This window comes from Methanofastidiosum sp., from assembly GCA_035362715.1.
In the GTDB taxonomy this organism is placed as follows: Archaea; Methanobacteriota_B; Thermococci; order Methanofastidiosales; family Methanofastidiosaceae; genus Methanofastidiosum.
Genome location: DAOSDU010000012.1, coordinates 1 through 17164 on the forward strand (window position 1 = coordinate 1; position 17164 = coordinate 17164).

A 17164-nucleotide genomic window follows, 5' to 3' on the forward strand; every position below is an offset into this window, starting at 1 on the left:
GTGACAGAATTTCCCAATGTTACAGATAAATACTTTAAAGATAAAGGCATTAATCTGAAAGTGATTGAAGTATCAGGTTCAACGGAGATTGCCCCTTATCTCGGGGTCTCCGATTTAATATCCGACATAGTTAGTACTGGAACTACTTTAGCGATGAACAATCTAAAGCCCATATCCAAAATTATTGAATCTGAGGCAGTACTTATTGCAAACAAGGATAGCATTAACGAGAAGAGAGAGGAGATAGAACTTCTTTCTTCATCAGTTAAAAGCGTCTTGGAGGCTCAAGGTAAGAAGTACATCATGGTGAACCTCCCAACTAAATCTTTGGGCAAATTTGAAAAGGAGTTTCACGGTCTTGGAGGCCCAACAGTAATGGATGTGATCTCAAAAGAATCACTTGTTGCAGCTCACTTTGTGGTTGATGAAAAACAGGTATCAGAAACTATTCAAAAACTCAAAAAGATGGGTGGAACAGGGATTCTTATTACTTCCATAGAAAGGTTGGTGAACTAGTTGATTGAAATTTATGAAGGATCAAAGGTATTATTTGAAAAAAATAAACAGAGGAAGATTCTATTAGAAGATGATGGCTATGTCAAGTCAATTCTTTTGGATGTTGAAAAAAGAGGAGATGAAGCACTTAAAGAATACACATTGAAATTTGACGGTGTGAAAATAAATGATTTCTTAGTAACTCAAGACGAGATAGCCGAAGCCTACGATAATATAGACACTGAATTAATTGAAGCATTGGAAACTTCAGCTGAGAACATAGAGGACTTCCACAGGAGAGAAACTCCCCAGTCATTTTTATTTGAAAAGAAAGGTATCACAGCGGGGCAGATGATATTACCTATAGAAAGTGCAGGAATATATGTGCCTGGTGGCAGAGCTGCGTATCCATCTACTGTGCTCATGGCAGCAATCCCGCCTAAAATATGCGGTGTTCCAAGAATTGTTGTGGTAACGCCCCCTGGAAAGGATGGCAGATGTAACGATGCGGTACTAGTAGCATCGGATATTGCAGGTGTCGATGAGATTTACAAAGTCGGAGGTGCTCAGGCAATAGCAGCTCTATCCTATGGAACTGAATCGATAAAGCCAGTATCAAAAATAGTTGGTCCAGGAAATAGATTTGTCGCAATGGCAAAAAAACTTGTTGAAACACCAACTGAATTTCCGGCAGGCCCTAGTGAAGTAATGATAATAGCCGAAGAAAAATCAAATCCAAGATTTATAGCCTTGGACATGCTTGCCCAATCTGAACACGATCCAATGGCTTCAGCATATTTATTGACTACATCAAGGGCGCTCGCTGAAAAAGTCGTGAGAGAAATAGAAAATGAACTTAAAATACTTCCAAGAAAAGAAATACTTGAAGAATCACTCAAACGAGGCGGTATATTCATTATATCCTCTATCGATGAGGCTATAGAAATTTCAAACAGTTTTGCCCCTGAACATTTAGAGATTATGGTTAATGAACCATTCTCAGTTCTTACAAAGATTAAAAATGCTGGTTCAGTATTCTTGGGAGAGTATTCGCCTGAAGCTATGGGAGATTATGTTTCAGGAACAAATCACGTCCTTCCAACATCAGGATTTGCAAGATTTTATTCCAGCCTTTCAGTTGATGACTTTCTAAAAAAATATACATTTCAGTACGTTACAAAGAATGGACTAAAAGCTTATAGAGGTACTGTTTCAACACTTGCTAAATCAGAAGGGCTATTTGCGCACGAAAAAGCTGTTAATGTGAGGTTTGAAGAAGATGAAAAGTAAATTTGATAGGGATCTCTTAGAAAGTCTTGATCCATACTCTTCAGAAGTTTCCGTATTGGATGGGAATATAGATAGATTACACGCCAATGAACTGCCATGGAAAAACGAAGCTGTAATTTGGGCCTTACATGACAAGCTCTTATCAATGCCTTTTAACAGATATCCAGAGGTTACAAATTCGGATATAAGGAAAAAAATTGCAGATTATATTGGATTTGAAAAAGAAAATGTCTTAGTTGGAAATGGTAGTGATGAGATTATTGATACAATAGGAAAAGCATTTATTTCTCCACTTGATAAAATTTTGATACCATCTCCTACTTTTTCACTTTATTCCTCTATTGCAAGGATATATTCTGGGCTTCCAATAATAATCCCTCTCAATAATGATTATACACTCCCAGTTGAAAAAATAATCTCCGAAGCCAAAAGTTCTAAAATTGCAATTATTTGCAGCCCAAATAATCCAACTGGTGTCTTATATCTCGATGAAGAGATCAAAGCTATATTGGACACAGGGATGCTTGTAATCCTCGATGAAGCATACGCAGAATTTTCTGGCCATTCAGGATTGCACTTGTTAAATAATTATGATAATCTGATTGTCATGAAAACATTTTCAAAAGCATTTGGACTTGCAGGATTTAGAACAGGATACTGTGTGGCATCAGAAACGCTAATTGAGTCAATGAGCAAAGTCATGCTCCCATATAATCTAAATCTAATATCTATGAAAGTTGTGGAGTTGGCGATCCAACATGAAGATTTCATGAAAGACGCCGTCAGAAAAATAAAGGAAAACAGGAAATACCTTTATGGCACTATGCAAGAGATAAAGGGGATAAAACCTATTCAGTCAAGCACCAATTTCATATTATTTGAAGCAGAAAATCCTAGAGAAATATATGAAGGGCTCTTGAAAAAAGGAATTTTAATAAGATACTTTGAAAACAAAAACTACCTTAGAGTATCCATAGGAACTTACGAGGAATGTGTTAAATTTATTTCCAGTTTAAGGGAGATATTAAATGTCTGTTAAGATTGGTATCATAGATTATGGAATGGGGAATTTAAAGAGTGTGTATAAAGCTTTTAGATTTCTAAAAGTAGATCCCGTTTTTATAGATAAAGAAGAGGATTTTGATTGTGACGGTTTAATTCTCCCTGGTGTGGGGGCTTTTGAAGATGGGATGAAGAATCTCGCACCTTTCATAAAAGTATTAAAAAAAGAAGTGGAAACAAAACCCCTTTTGGGAATATGTCTGGGAATGCAGATGCTTTTTTCAGATAGCGAAGAAAACGGATTTTTCAAGGGATTAGATCTTATCCCCGGTTCAGTAAAGAAGCTTCCCGAAGGACAAAAAGTTCCACACATGGGTTGGAACAGTATAGAATTCTTAGATGATGACCCGCTCTTGATAGAAATAAAAAATGAATCTTATTTTTATTTTGTACACTCTTATGCACCTTTCTGTGGCCCTGATTACACTTTAGGCGAAACAGAGTATGGGATCAAATTCCCCTCAATAGTTGCAAAGGATTTTATCTATGGCACACAGTTTCACCCGGAGAAGAGTGGTGACCCCGGACTAAAACTTCTTAAAAATTACATAAATATAGTGGAGAGCACAATATGAAAGTTTTGCCCGCAGTTGATATCCTGAATAGAAAATGCGTTCAACTTGTCGGAGGGGACCCTGGCACCAAGATATTTGAGAATGCAGACCCAATGACAATAGCAAAAAAGTGGGCAGAGTTCTCAGATTATTTGCATTTGATTGACCTTGATGCTGCGATTTATAATACCGATACAAATAGGGACATAATAAAAAAAATCCTTTCAGAAGTTAAAGTCCCAGCCGAGGTCGGAGGCGGGATAAGAAGCATAGAAATATTTAGAGAATTAATAGGCGCTGGGGCAGATAAACTCATAATGGGAACCTCAGCAGTAAAAAATCTTGAACTTCTAAAAAAGATAAGGGATGAATTTGGAAAGGAAAGGATAGTCATAGCATTGGATGTTAAAGGAGAAGAGGTGTCAATTTCTGGTTGGACTCAAGGTTCAGGTTTAACAATATTTGATGCAATCAAAAATTTAGAGGAATACGCATCTTCTTATCTCATTACGAGCATAGGTGTTGAGGGAAGAATGAAGGGGCCAGATATAGAATTATACAAAAAGATTTTATCTCTTACCGATGTAGAAATAATTGCATCAGGTGGGATTTCATCAATTGATGATTTAATAAAGCTTGATAAAGTTGGAATAAACAAAGCTGTAGTTGGAACAGCAATTTACACTAATAAGATTGATTTAAAGAACGTAAGGGAAATTTTTGGGTGATTTGTTTTGAGAGAATCAAAGATTGAAAGAAAAACAAAGGAAACCAATATCAAGATTAAGTTGAATATAGATGGTCAGGGAAAATATAAAATTTCAACATCAAAGAAGTTCTTTGATCACATGCTTGAAACTTTTTCCAGGTACAGTCTTTTTGATATAGAGATAAAGGCAGAAGGGGATTTAACTCACCATCTTGTTGAGGATATAGGCATAGCGATGGGGATGGCATTTTCAGAGGCCATAGGCGACAAAAAAGGAATCAATAGAGTGGGCTGGGCCACCGTACCAATGGACGATAGCCTTGTCATGACATCCCTTGATATAGGGGGAAGGCACTATACAAAGTTTGATTTGAATTTCAAGTTTGATAAGATTGAAGAAGTTTCGCCTGATCTATTCTTACACTTTCTTGATTCTTTTGCTCAGAAAGTCCCATTGAATCTTTTCATAAAGGAATTTTATGGGGACGATGACCACCATAAGATGGAGGCAGTGTTCAAATCATTTGGTAAAGCACTTTTAATGGCAACTTCATTTAATGAGAGAATTGATCTTCTTTCAACTAAAGGGGTGATATAACGCACGCAAAGAGAATCATCCCTTGCCTTGATGTTGACCAGGGGAGAGTTGTAAAAGGTATAAAATTTGTAAACATCCGGGATGCTGGTGATCCTGTAGAGATGGCACAGCTCTATGACCAGAAGGGTGCTGATGAATTGGTATTTCTTGATATTACAGCTTCATCTGATAAAAGAAATATTATGGTTGATGTAGTTGAAAGGACAGGCGATGTCGTCTTTATACCATTTACAGTTGGTGGAGGATTAAGAAATATTGAAGATATAAAAGCAATATTAAGAGCGGGAGCAGACAAAGTTAGTCTCAACACCTCTGCAGTTCAAAATCCAGATCTGATAAAAGAATCTTCAAAGATGTTTGGAAGCCAGTGCATAGTTCTTGCAATAGATGCAAAGAAGAAAGGTAAAAGTTGGGAAGTTTATACCCATGGGGGAAGGACACCAACTAGTATAGATGCAGTTGAATGGGCAAAGAGAGCGGAAAATCTTGGATGTGGAGAGATATTACTTACAAGTATGGATGCAGACGGTACAAAAGATGGCTATGACATCCCTCTTACAAAGGCAATTTCTGAAGCTGTTACTGTTCCTGTCATTGCTTCGGGTGGAGCAGGGAATGCAGAACACATATGTGAAGCATTGACCAAGGGTAAGGCAGACGCTGCGCTTGCAGCTTCAATATTCCATTATGAGGAACATTCAATTAGAAAGGTAAAAGAATACCTTAGATCAAAAAATGTTTCGGTAAGATTATGAGCGATTTTAATCTAAAGTGGGACGAAAAAGGACTTATTCCTGCTATAGTTCAGGACTACAATACAAAAGAAGTTCTCATGACGGCCTACGTGAACGAGGCTTCATTGAAAAAGACGCTTGAAACTGGGAGAACTTGTTTTTGGTCAAGAAGCAGACAGAAGTTCTGGTTTAAGGGCGAATCTTCTGGCAATATCCAAATGGTCAAAGAGGTTAGATATGACTGCGATGCAGATTCTATTTTAATTCTAGTTGAACAGGTTGGTGCAGCATGTCACGAAGGGTATCCTACATGTTACTTTAGAAAACTAGATGGAAAAATAATAAGTGAAAAGTCCTTTGAAGGGGGGCTTTATGTCCTAGATGAGCTTTACAAGTTAATCGAAAAAAGGAAAAAGGAACTTCCGAGGGATTCATACACAACAAAATTACTTACTGATAAAAACCTCCTCCTTAAAAAAATCGGGGAAGAGTCAAGTGAGGTAATTATTTCATATACAGAAGAGAAGAATAGGACAGTTGAAGAAGCTTCTGACCTGATTTATCACTTATTTGTTTTATTAGTTGAAAGAGATATAAAACTTGAATCAGTATTAGAAGAATTGAAAAAGAGAAGGAAGTGAATAAATGGACTTAGGAAAAAGATGTGATTTCCATACTCATACAATATTTTCTGATGGTGAGCTTATCCCATCCGAACTTGTAAGACGTGCGAGGGCGTTAGACCACAAAGCAATTGCTTTAACAGATCATGTTGATGCTTCAAATATTGAATTAATTGTTCCTAGCCTTGCTAGAGTTTCTGAGGAATTGAATCAATACTGGGATATAACTGTAATCCCTGGTGTTGAGATTACTCACGTTCCTCCTGAGACAATTAAAAAACTAGCAGTCAAGGCAAAAAAACTCGGTGCAAAAATAGTCGTTGTTCACGGAGAAACGCCTGTAGAGCCCGTGATGCCGGGTACAAATAGAAGTGCAATTGAGAGCGGTGAAGTCGATATACTCGCTCACCCCGGAATAATTGAAGAAAAAGATGCAAAACTTGCAAACAAATCAGATATATTCCTTGAGATAACTGCTAGAGGTGGCCACAATATTGGAAATGGGAGAGTTGCTTCGCTAGGTGAGAAATTCATTTTAGATACAGATACACACTCACCGAGTAATCTAATCACCCAGGACTTTGCTTATAGGGTAGCTTTAGGTGCAGGGCTTAAAGAAGAATCTGCAATAAATGTGATTAAGGAAAATCCTAAAATATTACTTGAAAAGATTTTGTAAAAAATTAAATAGGCAGAGTTTTCATTCTTGCCCTTTTCTATTCTTACATCTTTTTTATAATTGAAGATTTAGTCCCAAGCAGATATCCACCTAAACCAGTTAACCACATGACGATTGGATATGCAATCCACCTTTCCGTTCCGCCGTCTCCTAATATTGGAATAAAAAAATTGGCAAAGAAAAGACAAATGAGTGCAATTATCCCAAAACATATGGATATATATCGAAATGGAGAATCCAATATTTTTGAAGAAGTAATAGCAGCAATCCCCCCAAAAATGAAAGTTATCAGTGCAGATAGCGGGTGTAATACTTCAACGTTTCCAGGGAACAATCCAACACATAATACGCCAAGGCCAAATAGCGCAAAGGGTATGTTGAAAAGAAGTTTTCTATAAGCTAAAAAAATACAATAAGCGCCTATCAAAACCATGATGCCTGTTACAATCATTGTTGAATTAAAAATAGTTGCTGACGGTTGCATAATTATGCTGTTTGGTGGCCGAGTTGCACCTAAATCACTTATTTCGCTGTTTGAGGTTGTGTAACCTGATGGATAGAAAGCTTCAGCAGTAATTATCCCCATTATAGAAATAACACCTGCAAGAAATAGCAAAGTACCTGCAATCATATGGGGATTCTTTCTGAATATATCTAAAATTACCATTAAAATCATCTCCTTTTCTATAGTTTTATTCGTCGGAGATTAATGGAGTTTATAATATTTGCCGTTCTTTGTCATTGTAAGTTGAATCTTAGATCACATATCACTGCAAAACTTTTATAAGTAAATTTTTAAATTCTAAGATTATGGACATAGGGCAATTTGTCATAAACGTTGTAGAGGCCATACTCTCATTTAGCGAATTCATAGCAGAAGAGATATCCGCTTTGACAAATGGTTTTCTTCCAGAAGGTGCTGTAAACGAAATAGGGATATTAATCCTTTTAGTCCTATTAAGATTGGGATTTGACTATGCCAAAAAAATATTAGAAATTTTAATTGTAATTTTTATTGTATACATAGTAATCCAACTTCTACCTTCTATTATCAATTCAATAGGGTAGCGTTAAGAAAAATGCAGCGTAAGATATTTATTGAAACTTATGGCTGTACCCAGAACAAGGGTGACAGCGAGATACTTAAATATCTCTTGAAAGATTTTCTTGTAGAATCTATCGATGATGCAGATACTGTAATTGTTAATACGTGCGGAGTAAAAGGACAGACTGAAAGAAAGATTGCACTAAGAATCTCCTCTTTGCTTGAGAATAAGCGGGTCATAGTCTCAGGGTGTCTCCCAAAAATTAATCTTGGGGCTATTGATGAAAGAGTTTCTGGGATTATAGGAACAAATGATTTGGATAGGATAGTTGAAGTTGTCATTTCCAAAGAGAAAATGATTCTTATTTCTGATGACAACAGAAGACTTGGACCAAAAACTGCTTTCAAGAAGATCCGGGATAATTCTGCATCTGCTATTGTGCAGATATCAGAAGGTTGTGCAGGTGGATGCAGTTTTTGCTGTACTAGATTTGCAAGAGGTAGTGTGCACAGCTTTCCGATTGGAGAAATAGTAAAAGAAGTAAAAGACGCTCTTTCAAATGGATACAAAGAGATACTTTTCACATCACAAGATACAGCCGTATATGGCCTAGACACAGGAGATACTCTTATCTCACTTCTAAATAAGACATTCATGATAAATGAAAGATTCATGTTACGATTGGGGATGGCAAATCCAAATCATATAAAAACTTTTGAAAATGAATTGGTCGATTTATACAAGGATCCGCACATGTACAGATTCTTACACATACCTGTTCAGTCAGGAGATGACCAAGTTCTTTTAGATATGAATAGAGGTCACTCAGTCAGAGAGTTCTTGGATACAGTTTCACTTTTTAGAAAAAATATTAAAGACCTCTATCTATGCACCGATATAATTGTGGGATTTCCAACAGAAGACGAGTCTGCTTTTGAAAATACTTACAAACTCGTAGAAAAGATAAAGCCTGATAAGATTAATCTGACTCGTTTTTCCCCCAGACCCGGAACAGATTCAGCAAAGGTGAAACAGATAACTACCTGGATTGTAAAGGAGAGATCAAGAAGATTGAATCTTCTAAGGAAAAAGATTTCTTCTGAAATAAACCAATCCTATGTCGGAAGAAGCTTTGAAGCATTGGTTACTGAGAAAAATAAGGATGATACTTACACGGGAAGAATATATAATAATAAACCAGTTATTTTAGAGAATGCAGTAGTAGGGCAGTTCATTGATGTAGATATCGAAGATGCTACTTCAACTTACTTGATTGGAAGAAGGTGATTTATTGGATTTGAGAGAAATACAGAAAAAAGATAAAACATTTTGTGAAGAGCGTGGATGGGAAAAATTTCCTCCGTCGCTAGTCTTAATTCATCTTTATGAGGAACTATCTGAAGTGGGGGAGTACATCCTCTATAAGGATGGCTACAAAAAAGGTGGAATGGGAAATGACAAATGTGCAGATTATGAGAATCTTAAAAGAGAATTTGGCCAGATATTATCTCTTTTTATGCAACTCGCAAATTCATTCGATATAGATCTTGAATCAGCTTTTTTATCTGAATTTGAAATAATGGAAAAGAGATTCGGTAAAGATGAATGGAAAAAATATACTGATAAGTTTGTTTAGGGGGGTTTTTAAGCCCCCCTGGAGGGAAAATGGAGGAAAAAGATGAGCAACACCATTAATCAATTTATAACAATGGTGCTCATAATTATATACTATTATAGTTGCATTAGTATATAAAGCTTTCGGTAATATTGCTAATCAATAGTATAACAATGATTGTCATGAACGTTTTACTCTCTTTGGGATCGGCTGTTAAAATCGGCTTTAAAAAAGGAACGCCTCGGGTAGACCAAAAAACATGTTATTTAATGATGGAGGGAGAGTGCAATGCTGGGTGCCTTTTTTGCATTAGATCAAAAAATAAATCTAAACTTTCTAGAGTGCCTTGGTATGAGATTAACTTAGAGAAAGCTATTCCTCAAATTGAGTCTAGTTTTGAGCGTATTTGTATCCAAAGTGTTAGTTACAATAATTTTATCTTTGATTTAAAAGAAATAATCTCCAAGTTCTCTCATAAAATACCAATTTCCGCATCTCTATCGCTTAAAGAGTATGAAGAAATAGATTGTCTCTACGGGTATGTAGATAAAATAGGCATAGGTCTTGACTGTGCAACAAAGGAAATTTTTAGGAATGTTAAGCCATATTACAGCTGGGATAAGACATGGAAAGGCCTAAAGAGTGCACCAGAGATATTTGGGACCTTTAATGTAATCTGTCATCTGATTTCTGGATTAGGAGAATCTGAAGAAAACATGGTATCAATCTTCCAAAAGCTATTTGATATTGGGGTATATCCTTCACTATTTGCCTTTACACCTATAGAGGGAACAGACTTTGAAAAACTGTCTCCTCCCAAAATTTCTAGTTACAGAAGACTTCAATTAGCTCATTATCTAATTACTTCAGGCATCAAAGAGTATGAAGATTTTATATTTGAAGAAGGGAAAATAATTTACGATGAGGTAGATTTATCCAATCTAAAGCAAGATATTTTTATCACAAGAGGCTGCCCATCGTGTGACAGGCCTTTTTATAATGAATCGCCTAAAAGTTCTATTTACAATTTCCCAGAGAGGAAGATGGTTTCATTATCCAAAATGAAAAATGACATTTTAAACCATAAGATTTATTAAATATTTAAGAGAATAAAATCTGTGATATTATGGATGATACATTTAATCTAGAGGTTAAGATACCTGAATTTGTGAAACTGCTAGGCGAGGAAGGGAAAAATCAGATTTTAGAAGAAGTAAAGAAAAGAGTTGACAAGGATATTTCCAATATTGTTGTTAAAGCAGCAAGAGAAATAATGGCTGAAAAACTGGGCCTTGATACAAGAGAAAGTCCTTTTGGCCCTGTACCTACAAAAAAGCACGCCGCACCTGTTGAAGAAGATGAGCCAAAATCAGATTTAAACTGTCCAAGCTGTCAAAAGCCGCTTGAGCCTGGTGTCAAGTTTTGTAGATTCTGTGGGCAAAAGCTAGCTTAATCTTCACTAATTATAACTGCTTTTTTTATCTTTTCATAATTAACTTTTGTTTCTACACATCCATCTTTTTCGAGATTAATACCTCTCCCTGGAACTTTAAGAAATTCTAGTACAAGACTTGCTTCCCTAAGTTCGATATGGCACCCAACACCAATAATAGCTTTAGGTCGTGTAAGCTTAATTATCTTCTTGACAAATGAGCCCCCTGGTATAATGAACACTTTAATATTTTTTTCATCACAGAATTTTATTAGTTCCCCTATACCACATTTACCGCAATTCTTGCATTGAAATCCTTGTATCGAATCAAGTATTGCCGGACAGTCTCTTTTTCTAAGGCACTGAGGCAGTAGAAGAATTCTATCTTCAAATGGAATTTTCGAAAGCTCTTTGTAATTGATAAAATTGCGCATGTCATTTGAAATCATATCAATGTATCCCTTTTTCATTCCTATCTTTTCAGTTAAGATTTTCAAGGGATGATATAGGAAATCAAGAACGAACAAAACAAATCCGGGAAATAAGACTTTCTTTGTCTTTACAGAATATGAAATAAGTAATATGGCAATAGCTAGTATTAATATCACGATTATGAAGAATACTGCCAAAATTATCCCAAGAATCTCAAATACGTCTATCATTTTCGTACCTCAAATAACACCTCTTCTACGAGGTCCATATCCACATCAGTCTCTATGCATCCCGTCTTTCGCAAAAGTATCCCATATTGGGGTATTTCCTTAGAGGACAATATCCTCATCATCTCATTTAATTCAACGTGGCAAGCTACTAGCAAAACGGAAGATTTTGGGTGTTTTTTCAAAACTCTTTTTACAAAAGATCCACCAGGTGCAATGAATACTTTAATAGAATTACTGTCGCATATTTCTTTGAAATCCCCTATTTTGCATTTTCCACATTTGATACAATTAACGCCTAGTTCTGGACTCACCTGTGCTTTGCATTCTATAGATCGTAAGCAATAAGGGAAAACAACTATTCTATTTTTTATGTTCGAGGAGAAATATTCCTCTTTTAGAATTTTATTTCTAATATCAATTTCAATTTTGTCAACTATGCTCTCATCAAGATTTATTGATACAACTAATCGCTTAAGTGGATAGTAAAGTGTGTCTAAAAGAAACAAGGTTGCCCTTGGAAACAAAATCTTTTTCCTTTTCACAATACTATATACCAGAATTATGGCTATTAATAGGAGTATTCCAAAGACAATGATAATTATAACGAATACAACACCTAGTATAGAAAAAAAACTTGGAAGTTCATTCATTATAGGAGAATAAAAAATTATATTTAAAAATATAATGTATTATTCCTTTTTTCTAAAAATCTCAGGCTTTATCAGATATGTTAAGACGCCAACTAAACCCAGACCCAATATGGCCAATATGCCGAGTATTAGTATTATGGAATTCTTGTTCATCGAGATACTATCGATTGACCTTATCTTTGATTCAATAAGGCTTACCTTTTCTTGGTCTCCAAGTTCCGTATAGAGGTTTTTTGATTTGACATAATTTTCTCTAGATGTTTTGTAGTCGCCCGCTAAATAGTTTTCTTCAGCTGCTTTGTAATATCTGGCCGCTTCATCTATTCTTGCGTCGTCTCCTATAGAAACAAGCATTGATTTGAATGCATTTGCATCTCTATCTGTTGGAGAAATATCAAGTGCTGTGTTTATCGCTTCAATGGATTCCTGATAGTTTCCAAGATTATACTGGGACCTTGATATCCCGTACCATGCCCCGAATAGTTTGTCATTTATTCCATTGGCAATATTATATGTTGATAAAGATTCTTCATATTTTCCGAGTGAAAGCAATATGTCCCCCTTTAGGATTAGGGCTTCTATTCTTTCATCGTACCCTGGATCTCTATCAAGTGTATTATTAATCTCAGTTAAAGCATCTGAGTATCTTCTTTTACCCCATAATGATTTTGCTTTGATAAAATATGGTTCGTATTTTGATGGATCTAAGTCTATAGCCTTGTCACTAGACTTTATAGCTTCATCATAGTTAATATCTTTTAGATAATCCTCTGCCGCCAAAACCAATTCAGAGTAAGTCAATTCTTTTTCTTCAGGAGTAGAACCCGATTCGCTTTCAGAAAGATAGTCAAATAAGTTTGAGATGAGTCTTAAGTGGTCATATTTAGTTATCATGTGATCTTCAAGAAAAGTTGAAGACCCCATTACTACTACTTTGCCACTTACAACATTTGATCTTGCAGCAACAATTAGGTCTGTTCCCGAGATAGGATTTAAAGGGTCTTTAGTGGGTATGCCAGATTTATCTGGGTCACTTAGATATGGCCTACTAAGGCTTTGAGGTGAACCCCTCATCAATGCTTTTGAGTTTTCAGATATAGTCAGTGAGCAGGGCAATTTCATGGCAACTTTAAATATCTCGTTTGTGACAGAATCACTAACCATATTGACAATAATCACATTTGTGGCATCATTGTCGTAGTAGTTTTGAGTATCCGTAACTAGGTCATCATTTAGTGTGATTCCCATGTTAATGCTCAGTTGGTTCAATACATCTCTCGTATTTTTAGTATCAAGAGAGCTACCTCCTCTACCAACTAATAAAAGACTGCCTCCATCTTTAACAAATTTTTCAATAGCAAATATCTCTTGCTGGGTAAAATTTGATTTAGGAACAATAATAAGAAGGATATCATAGTTTTTCAGAGTATTTTCTGTTATAGGAACTTTATTTTCAGTTAAGGTGAATCCTTTACTTGAAAGTTGGCCAATAAACATGTTATAACCAGCTGTAAAGTTTATTGGCTCGTCATGAGCCACATCAATTAGAATTCTTTTCTTTGATTCTGCGTTAACATTAAATGGCAAGCTAAATACGATTAACGCAATCATACATAAAACAAATACTTTCTTCATGGAGACTCCCTATAAAGCATGATTTAAAAACATTTAAAAGTATATTGTTTTTGTAATGTGCAGGTAAATCATGTTTTATGGTGGCCTATCGAAAGCTTTAAATACCAACTATAATTATTCTGGAATGGTACGGCGACCACAGCGAGAGTGATACACCTGGACTCATCCCGAACCCAGAAGTTAAGACTCTCTGCGTCGTGATTTGTACTGCTAGTAGCGGGAACATCACAACGTCGCCGGCCTTTATATTCTTGGCTATACTAGCCGACTGATGAGAAACTATATGTTTTGAGGAATGAGGTGTTTTAATGGCAGTTTATGTTAAATTCAAAGTCCCTGAAGAGTTAGCAAACAAATCTTACGAATCTCTTGAGATGGTAAGGGACACAGGAAAGTTAAAGAAAGGTGCAAATGAAACAACAAAGGCTGTTGAGAGAGGTATTGCAAAATTAGTTTACCTTGCAGAGGATATAACCCCTGAAGAAATAATTGCGCACATACCCTTAATTTGTGATGAAAAAGAAATTCCATATATCTACGTTCCAAGAAAGGATGAACTAGGAGCAGCAATAGGTATTGATGTTTCAACAGCAGCTGTTGCAGTAATAAAAGAGGGCAAGGCTAAGGATCTTATCGATGACATCATTGTCAAGGTAAAAGAACTTAGAAAGTGATTCAATGGCCGAAATAGATAAAGGGATACCGGCAGAAGTTTTGGAGATTGTCGTTCGTACTGGCGTAACTGGTGACATATTTCAGGTAAGGGTCAAAGTACTCGATGGAATGGATAAAGACAGAGTCATCACAAGAAACCTACGAGGCCCGGTAAAAGTCGGAGACATTGTTGTTCTAAAGGAAACTGAAAGAGAAGCAAAGGAGATAAAGACGCCAAGGTGAGACCATGCCAAGAAAAGTTAGCTGTTCTTTTTGTGGAGATCCAATAGCTCCTGGAACAGGCCTTATTTTAGTGAGAAAAGATGGAGTTATCTATAACTTTTGTACTCGAAAGTGCGAAAAAAATATGGTTGGCCTGCATAGAAAGCCAAGAAAAATCAAATGGACCGAAGAGTACAGAAAAGAAAAGGCCCTTAGAACTAAAAAATAATTTTATTAATATATTTTTTTAATTGGTGTTTAGCATGAGCGAAAAAACTTTAATTATTTTAAAACCTGATACTATAATGAGGTCAAACATTGGAAATGTTTTGTCCAGAATTGAAGCAAAGGGATTGAAGATATCTGCTTTGAAGATGGAATGGATTTCTAAAGAAAAAGCTGGAACACATTACGCAGAGCACAAGGGGAAACACTTCTATGACAGTCTTATTAGCTACATTACTTCATGCCCAGTTGTTCTTGGAGTCATTGAAGGAGACGATGCCATAACAGTGATAAGGACTTTATGTGGTGCAACAGATCCTCACAAAGCAGCTCCTGGAAGCATAAGGGGAGACTTTGGATACAAAAAAGGAAATGATATATTGAATGTAATCCATGCCTCCGATTCTCCAGAGAGTGCAAAGAGAGAAATTTCATTATTCTTCAAAGATCAAGAAGTTTTTAATTACAATAAATAATAGATCGTTGTTTAAATGATAAGGCAGCCGATTATCTCTGTTTTAGGGCATGTAGACCATGGGAAGACATCTCTTTTAGATTATATTAGAGGTACTGCCGTTGCTTCAAGAGAGGCAGGCGGAATTACTCAGCATATAGGTGCTACAGAGGTGCCCATTGACACAGTGAAGGCCATTTGCGGAAAAGATTTTGAAAAATGGGGCATTAAACTTCCGGGATTACTTTTTATTGACACACCCGGCCACAAAGCATTCACCAATCTTAGGTCAAGGGGCGGTTCTCTCTCCGATTTGGCTGTTTTGATAGTTGATATAAATGAGGGATTGCAACCCCAGACTCTAGAAAGCATAAATATCCTTAAGAATTACAAGACGCCTTTTGTAATGGCCTTAAACAAGATTGACAGGATTAATGGATTCAATGTAATTCCGAAGTCTTCTTTTGGCAACGTAATATCCAAACAGAATGAAAATGTTAAATCACTGCTCGACCAAAAGATATGGGATTTCCAGGCGAAGATGTATGAGCAGGGATTTGATTGTGATTTATACAATAAAATTTCAGATTATACTAAAAAGATTGCAATGGTGCCTATATCGGCTAAAACTGGTATGGGTGTATCTGACCTTCTTCTCCTTATAGCGGGTCTTTCTCAGAAATTTTTGAAAGACAAACTAGAAATTGATGAAAATGATCCCGGTAAGTGCACAATACTAGAGGTCAAGGAAGAAAAGGGGCTTGGCATGACACTTGACGTTATAGTATATGATGGAGTTGTTAAGAAAAAGGACAACATAGTTTTTGGTGGAAAAGATGGCATATATGTTACAACTGTCAGGGCTTTACTAAAGCCGAAGCCACTTGATGAGATACGAGATCCAAGGAAAAAGTTTGATTCAGTTGAATCTCAGTATGCCGCAGCCGGGATAAAAATTTCTGCACCAGATCTTGACAAAGCATTGGCAGGGGCCCCTCTTTATGTGGCCACAGATATAGAAAAAACTAAGAGCGAACTCTCAAAGGAAATTAAATCAATTAAAATTGAAAGTAATATCTCTGGTGTTGTAATAAAGACCGACACGCTTGGAAGTCTTGAAGCAATAGTGATGGAACTAAAAGAACTAGGTATTGGTATAAGAAGAGCAGATATCGGCGATGTTACAAAACAGGACATAATTGAGGCCAAATCGGTTAAGACAGACGATAAAGTCACGGCCGTTGTTTTTGCATTCAACTCAAAAGTCTTGCCTGACGCAAGAGAAGTAGCGACTAAAGAAGAAATAAAAATATTTGAAAGTGACATTATCTATAAATTAATCGAAGACTACGAGGCTTGGAAGAAAGAAGAAGTTGAAAAGGAAAAGAAAAGGAAGTTTGAAGGAATTATAAGGCCTGGAAAAATAGAACTTATGCATCATCATGTCTTTAGAGTTACCAAACCAGCAATAGTTGGAATTAAAGTATTGCGTGGGAGAATAAAAACTGACGTTTCTCTGCTAAAAGAGGATGGGAAAAACATTGGAACAGTCAAGACTCTAAAAGACAAGAATGATTTTCTAAAAGAAGCCTTACAAGGCAAAGAAATAGCATGTGCAATTGATGGTCCAACAGTTGGAAGGCAAATAAAGGAGGGGGATATGCTCTATGTAAATATCCCGCTTCCAGATTATAAAAAATTAAAGTTTGAGATTTATAATGAACTAACAGAGGATGAAAAGGAAGTCCTTGAAGAGTTTATTGTCATAAAAAGGAAGGAGGACTCCCTTTGGGGCATATAATTTTATTACCAAAAGGTTTAAATA

General features: G+C 36.1%; 23 protein-coding genes and 1 rRNA gene. 20 read left to right on the forward strand and 4 right to left on the reverse strand.

Annotation, left to right across the window (positions count from 1 at the left end; genetic code table 11):
* The 9 genes from hisG to PLI06_07735 all read left to right on the forward strand — a co-directional run.
* Nucleotides 1-516 (forward strand): ATP phosphoribosyltransferase (hisG, locus tag PLI06_07695; protein ID HOI77475.1); only part of this gene is annotated, 516 nt, incomplete at its 5' end.
* A complete protein-coding gene (gene hisD / locus PLI06_07700) occupies nucleotides 517-1785 on the forward strand; it encodes a histidinol dehydrogenase (protein HOI77476.1) in 1269 nt (422 codons plus the stop codon). It abuts the gene before it with no gap.
* Nucleotides 1775-2824 carry a histidinol-phosphate transaminase gene (gene hisC / locus PLI06_07705; protein HOI77477.1) on the forward strand — a complete coding sequence of 350 codons (1050 nt, stop codon included), beginning with the start codon at nucleotides 1775-1777 and terminating at the stop codon, nucleotides 2822-2824. Before hisD ends, hisC begins: the two co-directional genes overlap by 11 nt.
* Nucleotides 2814-3422, forward strand: a complete 609-nt coding sequence (gene hisH, locus PLI06_07710) for an imidazole glycerol phosphate synthase subunit HisH (GenBank protein HOI77478.1) — start codon at nucleotides 2814-2816, stop codon at nucleotides 3420-3422. The genes hisC and hisH overlap by 11 nt, the downstream gene beginning before the upstream one ends.
* Nucleotides 3419-4129, forward strand: coding sequence for a 1-(5-phosphoribosyl)-5-[(5-phosphoribosylamino)methylideneamino]imidazole-4-carboxamide isomerase (gene hisA / locus PLI06_07715; GenBank protein ID HOI77479.1), 711 nt, complete (start codon nucleotides 3419-3421; stop codon nucleotides 4127-4129). Before hisH ends, hisA begins: the two co-directional genes overlap by 4 nt.
* 6 nt (nucleotides 4130-4135) lie before the next feature.
* Complete coding sequence (gene hisB, locus PLI06_07720) at nucleotides 4136-4708, forward strand: imidazoleglycerol-phosphate dehydratase HisB (GenBank protein HOI77480.1); 573 nt, start codon at nucleotides 4136-4138, stop codon at nucleotides 4706-4708.
* Entirely contained in the window at nucleotides 4705-5463 is a 759-nt protein-coding gene (gene hisF / locus PLI06_07725) for an imidazole glycerol phosphate synthase subunit HisF (protein ID HOI77481.1), read from the forward strand. The genes hisB and hisF overlap by 4 nt, the downstream gene beginning before the upstream one ends.
* Complete coding sequence (gene hisIE, locus PLI06_07730) at nucleotides 5460-6083, forward strand: bifunctional phosphoribosyl-AMP cyclohydrolase/phosphoribosyl-ATP diphosphatase HisIE (protein ID HOI77482.1); 624 nt, start codon at nucleotides 5460-5462, stop codon at nucleotides 6081-6083. The genes hisF and hisIE overlap by 4 nt, the downstream gene beginning before the upstream one ends.
* Nucleotides 6084-6087: 4 nt before the next feature.
* The gene (locus PLI06_07735) at nucleotides 6088-6744 is read left to right on the forward strand and encodes a histidinol phosphate phosphatase domain-containing protein (GenBank protein ID HOI77483.1); all 657 of its coding nucleotides are present in this window, start codon (nucleotides 6088-6090) and stop codon (nucleotides 6742-6744) included.
* A gap of 43 nt (nucleotides 6745-6787) precedes the next feature.
* Here PLI06_07735 and PLI06_07740 read toward each other — a convergent pair whose 3' ends face one another.
* Nucleotides 6788-7411 (reverse strand): DUF998 domain-containing protein, encoded by a 624-nt coding sequence (locus tag PLI06_07740; protein HOI77484.1) that lies wholly within the window; start codon nucleotides 7409-7411, stop codon nucleotides 6788-6790.
* A 143-nt stretch (nucleotides 7412-7554) separates the two neighbouring features.
* Here PLI06_07740 and PLI06_07745 point away from each other — a divergent pair, with 143 nt between their 5' ends.
* From PLI06_07745 to PLI06_07765, 5 genes are all read left to right on the forward strand, one after another.
* Nucleotides 7555-7812 carry a hypothetical protein gene (locus PLI06_07745; protein ID HOI77485.1) on the forward strand — a complete coding sequence of 86 codons (258 nt, stop codon included), beginning with the start codon at nucleotides 7555-7557 and terminating at the stop codon, nucleotides 7810-7812.
* A gap of 11 nt (nucleotides 7813-7823) precedes the next feature.
* Nucleotides 7824-9077: a tRNA (N(6)-L-threonylcarbamoyladenosine(37)-C(2))-methylthiotransferase gene (locus tag PLI06_07750; GenBank protein ID HOI77486.1), complete on the forward strand. Its 1254-nt coding sequence runs from the start codon at nucleotides 7824-7826 to the stop codon at nucleotides 9075-9077.
* Nucleotides 9078-9081: 4 nt separating this feature from the next.
* A complete protein-coding gene (locus tag PLI06_07755) occupies nucleotides 9082-9426 on the forward strand; it encodes a hypothetical protein (protein ID HOI77487.1) in 345 nt (114 codons plus the stop codon).
* 161 nt (nucleotides 9427-9587) lie between these two features.
* Complete coding sequence (locus PLI06_07760; GenBank protein ID HOI77488.1) at nucleotides 9588-10502, forward strand: hypothetical protein; 915 nt, start codon at nucleotides 9588-9590, stop codon at nucleotides 10500-10502.
* A gap of 29 nt (nucleotides 10503-10531) precedes the next feature.
* On the forward strand, nucleotides 10532-10858 hold the full coding sequence (locus tag PLI06_07765) for a zinc ribbon domain-containing protein (GenBank protein HOI77489.1): 327 nt from the start codon (nucleotides 10532-10534) through the stop codon (nucleotides 10856-10858).
* Here PLI06_07765 and PLI06_07770 read toward each other — a convergent pair.
* From PLI06_07770 to PLI06_07780, 3 genes are read right to left on the reverse strand one after another with little or no spacing between them, the layout of a single operon-like run.
* Nucleotides 10855-11499: a DUF116 domain-containing protein gene (locus PLI06_07770; protein ID HOI77490.1), complete on the reverse strand. Its 645-nt coding sequence runs from the start codon at nucleotides 11497-11499 to the stop codon at nucleotides 10855-10857. The two genes, PLI06_07765 and PLI06_07770, sit on opposite strands and share 4 nt — an antisense overlap.
* The gene (locus tag PLI06_07775) at nucleotides 11496-12149 is read right to left on the reverse strand and encodes a DUF116 domain-containing protein (protein ID HOI77491.1); all 654 of its coding nucleotides are present in this window, start codon (nucleotides 12147-12149) and stop codon (nucleotides 11496-11498) included. The genes PLI06_07770 and PLI06_07775 overlap by 4 nt, the downstream gene beginning before the upstream one ends.
* 39 nt (nucleotides 12150-12188) lie before the next feature.
* Complete coding sequence (locus PLI06_07780) at nucleotides 12189-13784, reverse strand: tetratricopeptide repeat protein (protein HOI77492.1); 1596 nt, start codon at nucleotides 13782-13784, stop codon at nucleotides 12189-12191.
* A gap of 128 nt (nucleotides 13785-13912) precedes the next feature.
* Between PLI06_07780 and rrf the strand changes: the two genes are divergently transcribed.
* From rrf to infB, 6 genes are all read left to right on the forward strand, one after another.
* A 5S ribosomal RNA gene (rrf, locus tag PLI06_07785) occupies nucleotides 13913-14026 on the forward strand.
* Nucleotides 14027-14092: 66 nt separating this feature from the next.
* Complete coding sequence (rpl7ae, locus tag PLI06_07790) at nucleotides 14093-14458, forward strand: 50S ribosomal protein L7Ae (GenBank protein HOI77493.1); 366 nt, start codon at nucleotides 14093-14095, stop codon at nucleotides 14456-14458.
* 4 nt (nucleotides 14459-14462) lie between these two features.
* Complete coding sequence (locus tag PLI06_07795; protein ID HOI77494.1) at nucleotides 14463-14681, forward strand: 30S ribosomal protein S28e; 219 nt, start codon at nucleotides 14463-14465, stop codon at nucleotides 14679-14681.
* A gap of 4 nt (nucleotides 14682-14685) precedes the next feature.
* Entirely contained in the window at nucleotides 14686-14889 is a 204-nt protein-coding gene (locus PLI06_07800; GenBank protein ID HOI77495.1) for a 50S ribosomal protein L24e, read from the forward strand.
* A gap of 34 nt (nucleotides 14890-14923) precedes the next feature.
* Entirely contained in the window at nucleotides 14924-15361 is a 438-nt protein-coding gene (gene ndk / locus PLI06_07805) for a nucleoside-diphosphate kinase (GenBank protein ID HOI77496.1), read from the forward strand.
* Nucleotides 15362-15376: 15 nt separating this feature from the next.
* A complete protein-coding gene (infB, locus tag PLI06_07810) occupies nucleotides 15377-17140 on the forward strand; it encodes a translation initiation factor IF-2 (protein ID HOI77497.1) in 1764 nt (587 codons plus the stop codon).
* Nucleotides 17141-17164 lie beyond the last annotated feature (24 nt).

Coding starts and splice junctions, on each gene's coding strand:
- hisC (HOI77477.1), top strand. CDS start 1,775: ATGAAAAGTAAATTTGATAGGGATCTCTTAGAAAGTCTTGATCCATAC.
- PLI06_07770 (HOI77490.1), bottom strand. CDS start 11,499: ATGATAGACGTATTTGAGATTCTTGGGATAATTTTGGCAGTATTCTTC.
- PLI06_07775 (HOI77491.1), bottom strand. CDS start 12,149: ATGAATGAACTTCCAAGTTTTTTTTCTATACTAGGTGTTGTATTCGTT.
- infB (HOI77497.1), top strand. CDS start 15,377: ATGATAAGGCAGCCGATTATCTCTGTTTTAGGGCATGTAGACCATGGG.
- PLI06_07750 (HOI77486.1), top strand. CDS start 7,824: ATGCAGCGTAAGATATTTATTGAAACTTATGGCTGTACCCAGAACAAG.
- PLI06_07765 (HOI77489.1), top strand. CDS start 10,532: ATGGATGATACATTTAATCTAGAGGTTAAGATACCTGAATTTGTGAAA.
- PLI06_07745 (HOI77485.1), top strand. CDS start 7,555: ATGGACATAGGGCAATTTGTCATAAACGTTGTAGAGGCCATACTCTCA.
- PLI06_07795 (HOI77494.1), top strand. CDS start 14,463: ATGGCCGAAATAGATAAAGGGATACCGGCAGAAGTTTTGGAGATTGTC.
- PLI06_07740 (HOI77484.1), bottom strand. CDS start 7,411: ATGGTAATTTTAGATATATTCAGAAAGAATCCCCATATGATTGCAGGT.
- PLI06_07780 (HOI77492.1), bottom strand. CDS start 13,784: ATGAAGAAAGTATTTGTTTTATGTATGATTGCGTTAATCGTATTTAGC.
- PLI06_07735 (HOI77483.1), top strand. CDS start 6,088: ATGGACTTAGGAAAAAGATGTGATTTCCATACTCATACAATATTTTCT.
- PLI06_07800 (HOI77495.1), top strand. CDS start 14,686: ATGCCAAGAAAAGTTAGCTGTTCTTTTTGTGGAGATCCAATAGCTCCT.
- hisA (HOI77479.1), top strand. CDS start 3,419: ATGAAAGTTTTGCCCGCAGTTGATATCCTGAATAGAAAATGCGTTCAA.
- hisH (HOI77478.1), top strand. CDS start 2,814: ATGTCTGTTAAGATTGGTATCATAGATTATGGAATGGGGAATTTAAAG.
- rpl7ae (HOI77493.1), top strand. CDS start 14,093: ATGGCAGTTTATGTTAAATTCAAAGTCCCTGAAGAGTTAGCAAACAAA.
- ndk (HOI77496.1), top strand. CDS start 14,924: ATGAGCGAAAAAACTTTAATTATTTTAAAACCTGATACTATAATGAGG.
- hisIE (HOI77482.1), top strand. CDS start 5,460: ATGAGCGATTTTAATCTAAAGTGGGACGAAAAAGGACTTATTCCTGCT.
- PLI06_07760 (HOI77488.1), top strand. CDS start 9,588: ATGAACGTTTTACTCTCTTTGGGATCGGCTGTTAAAATCGGCTTTAAA.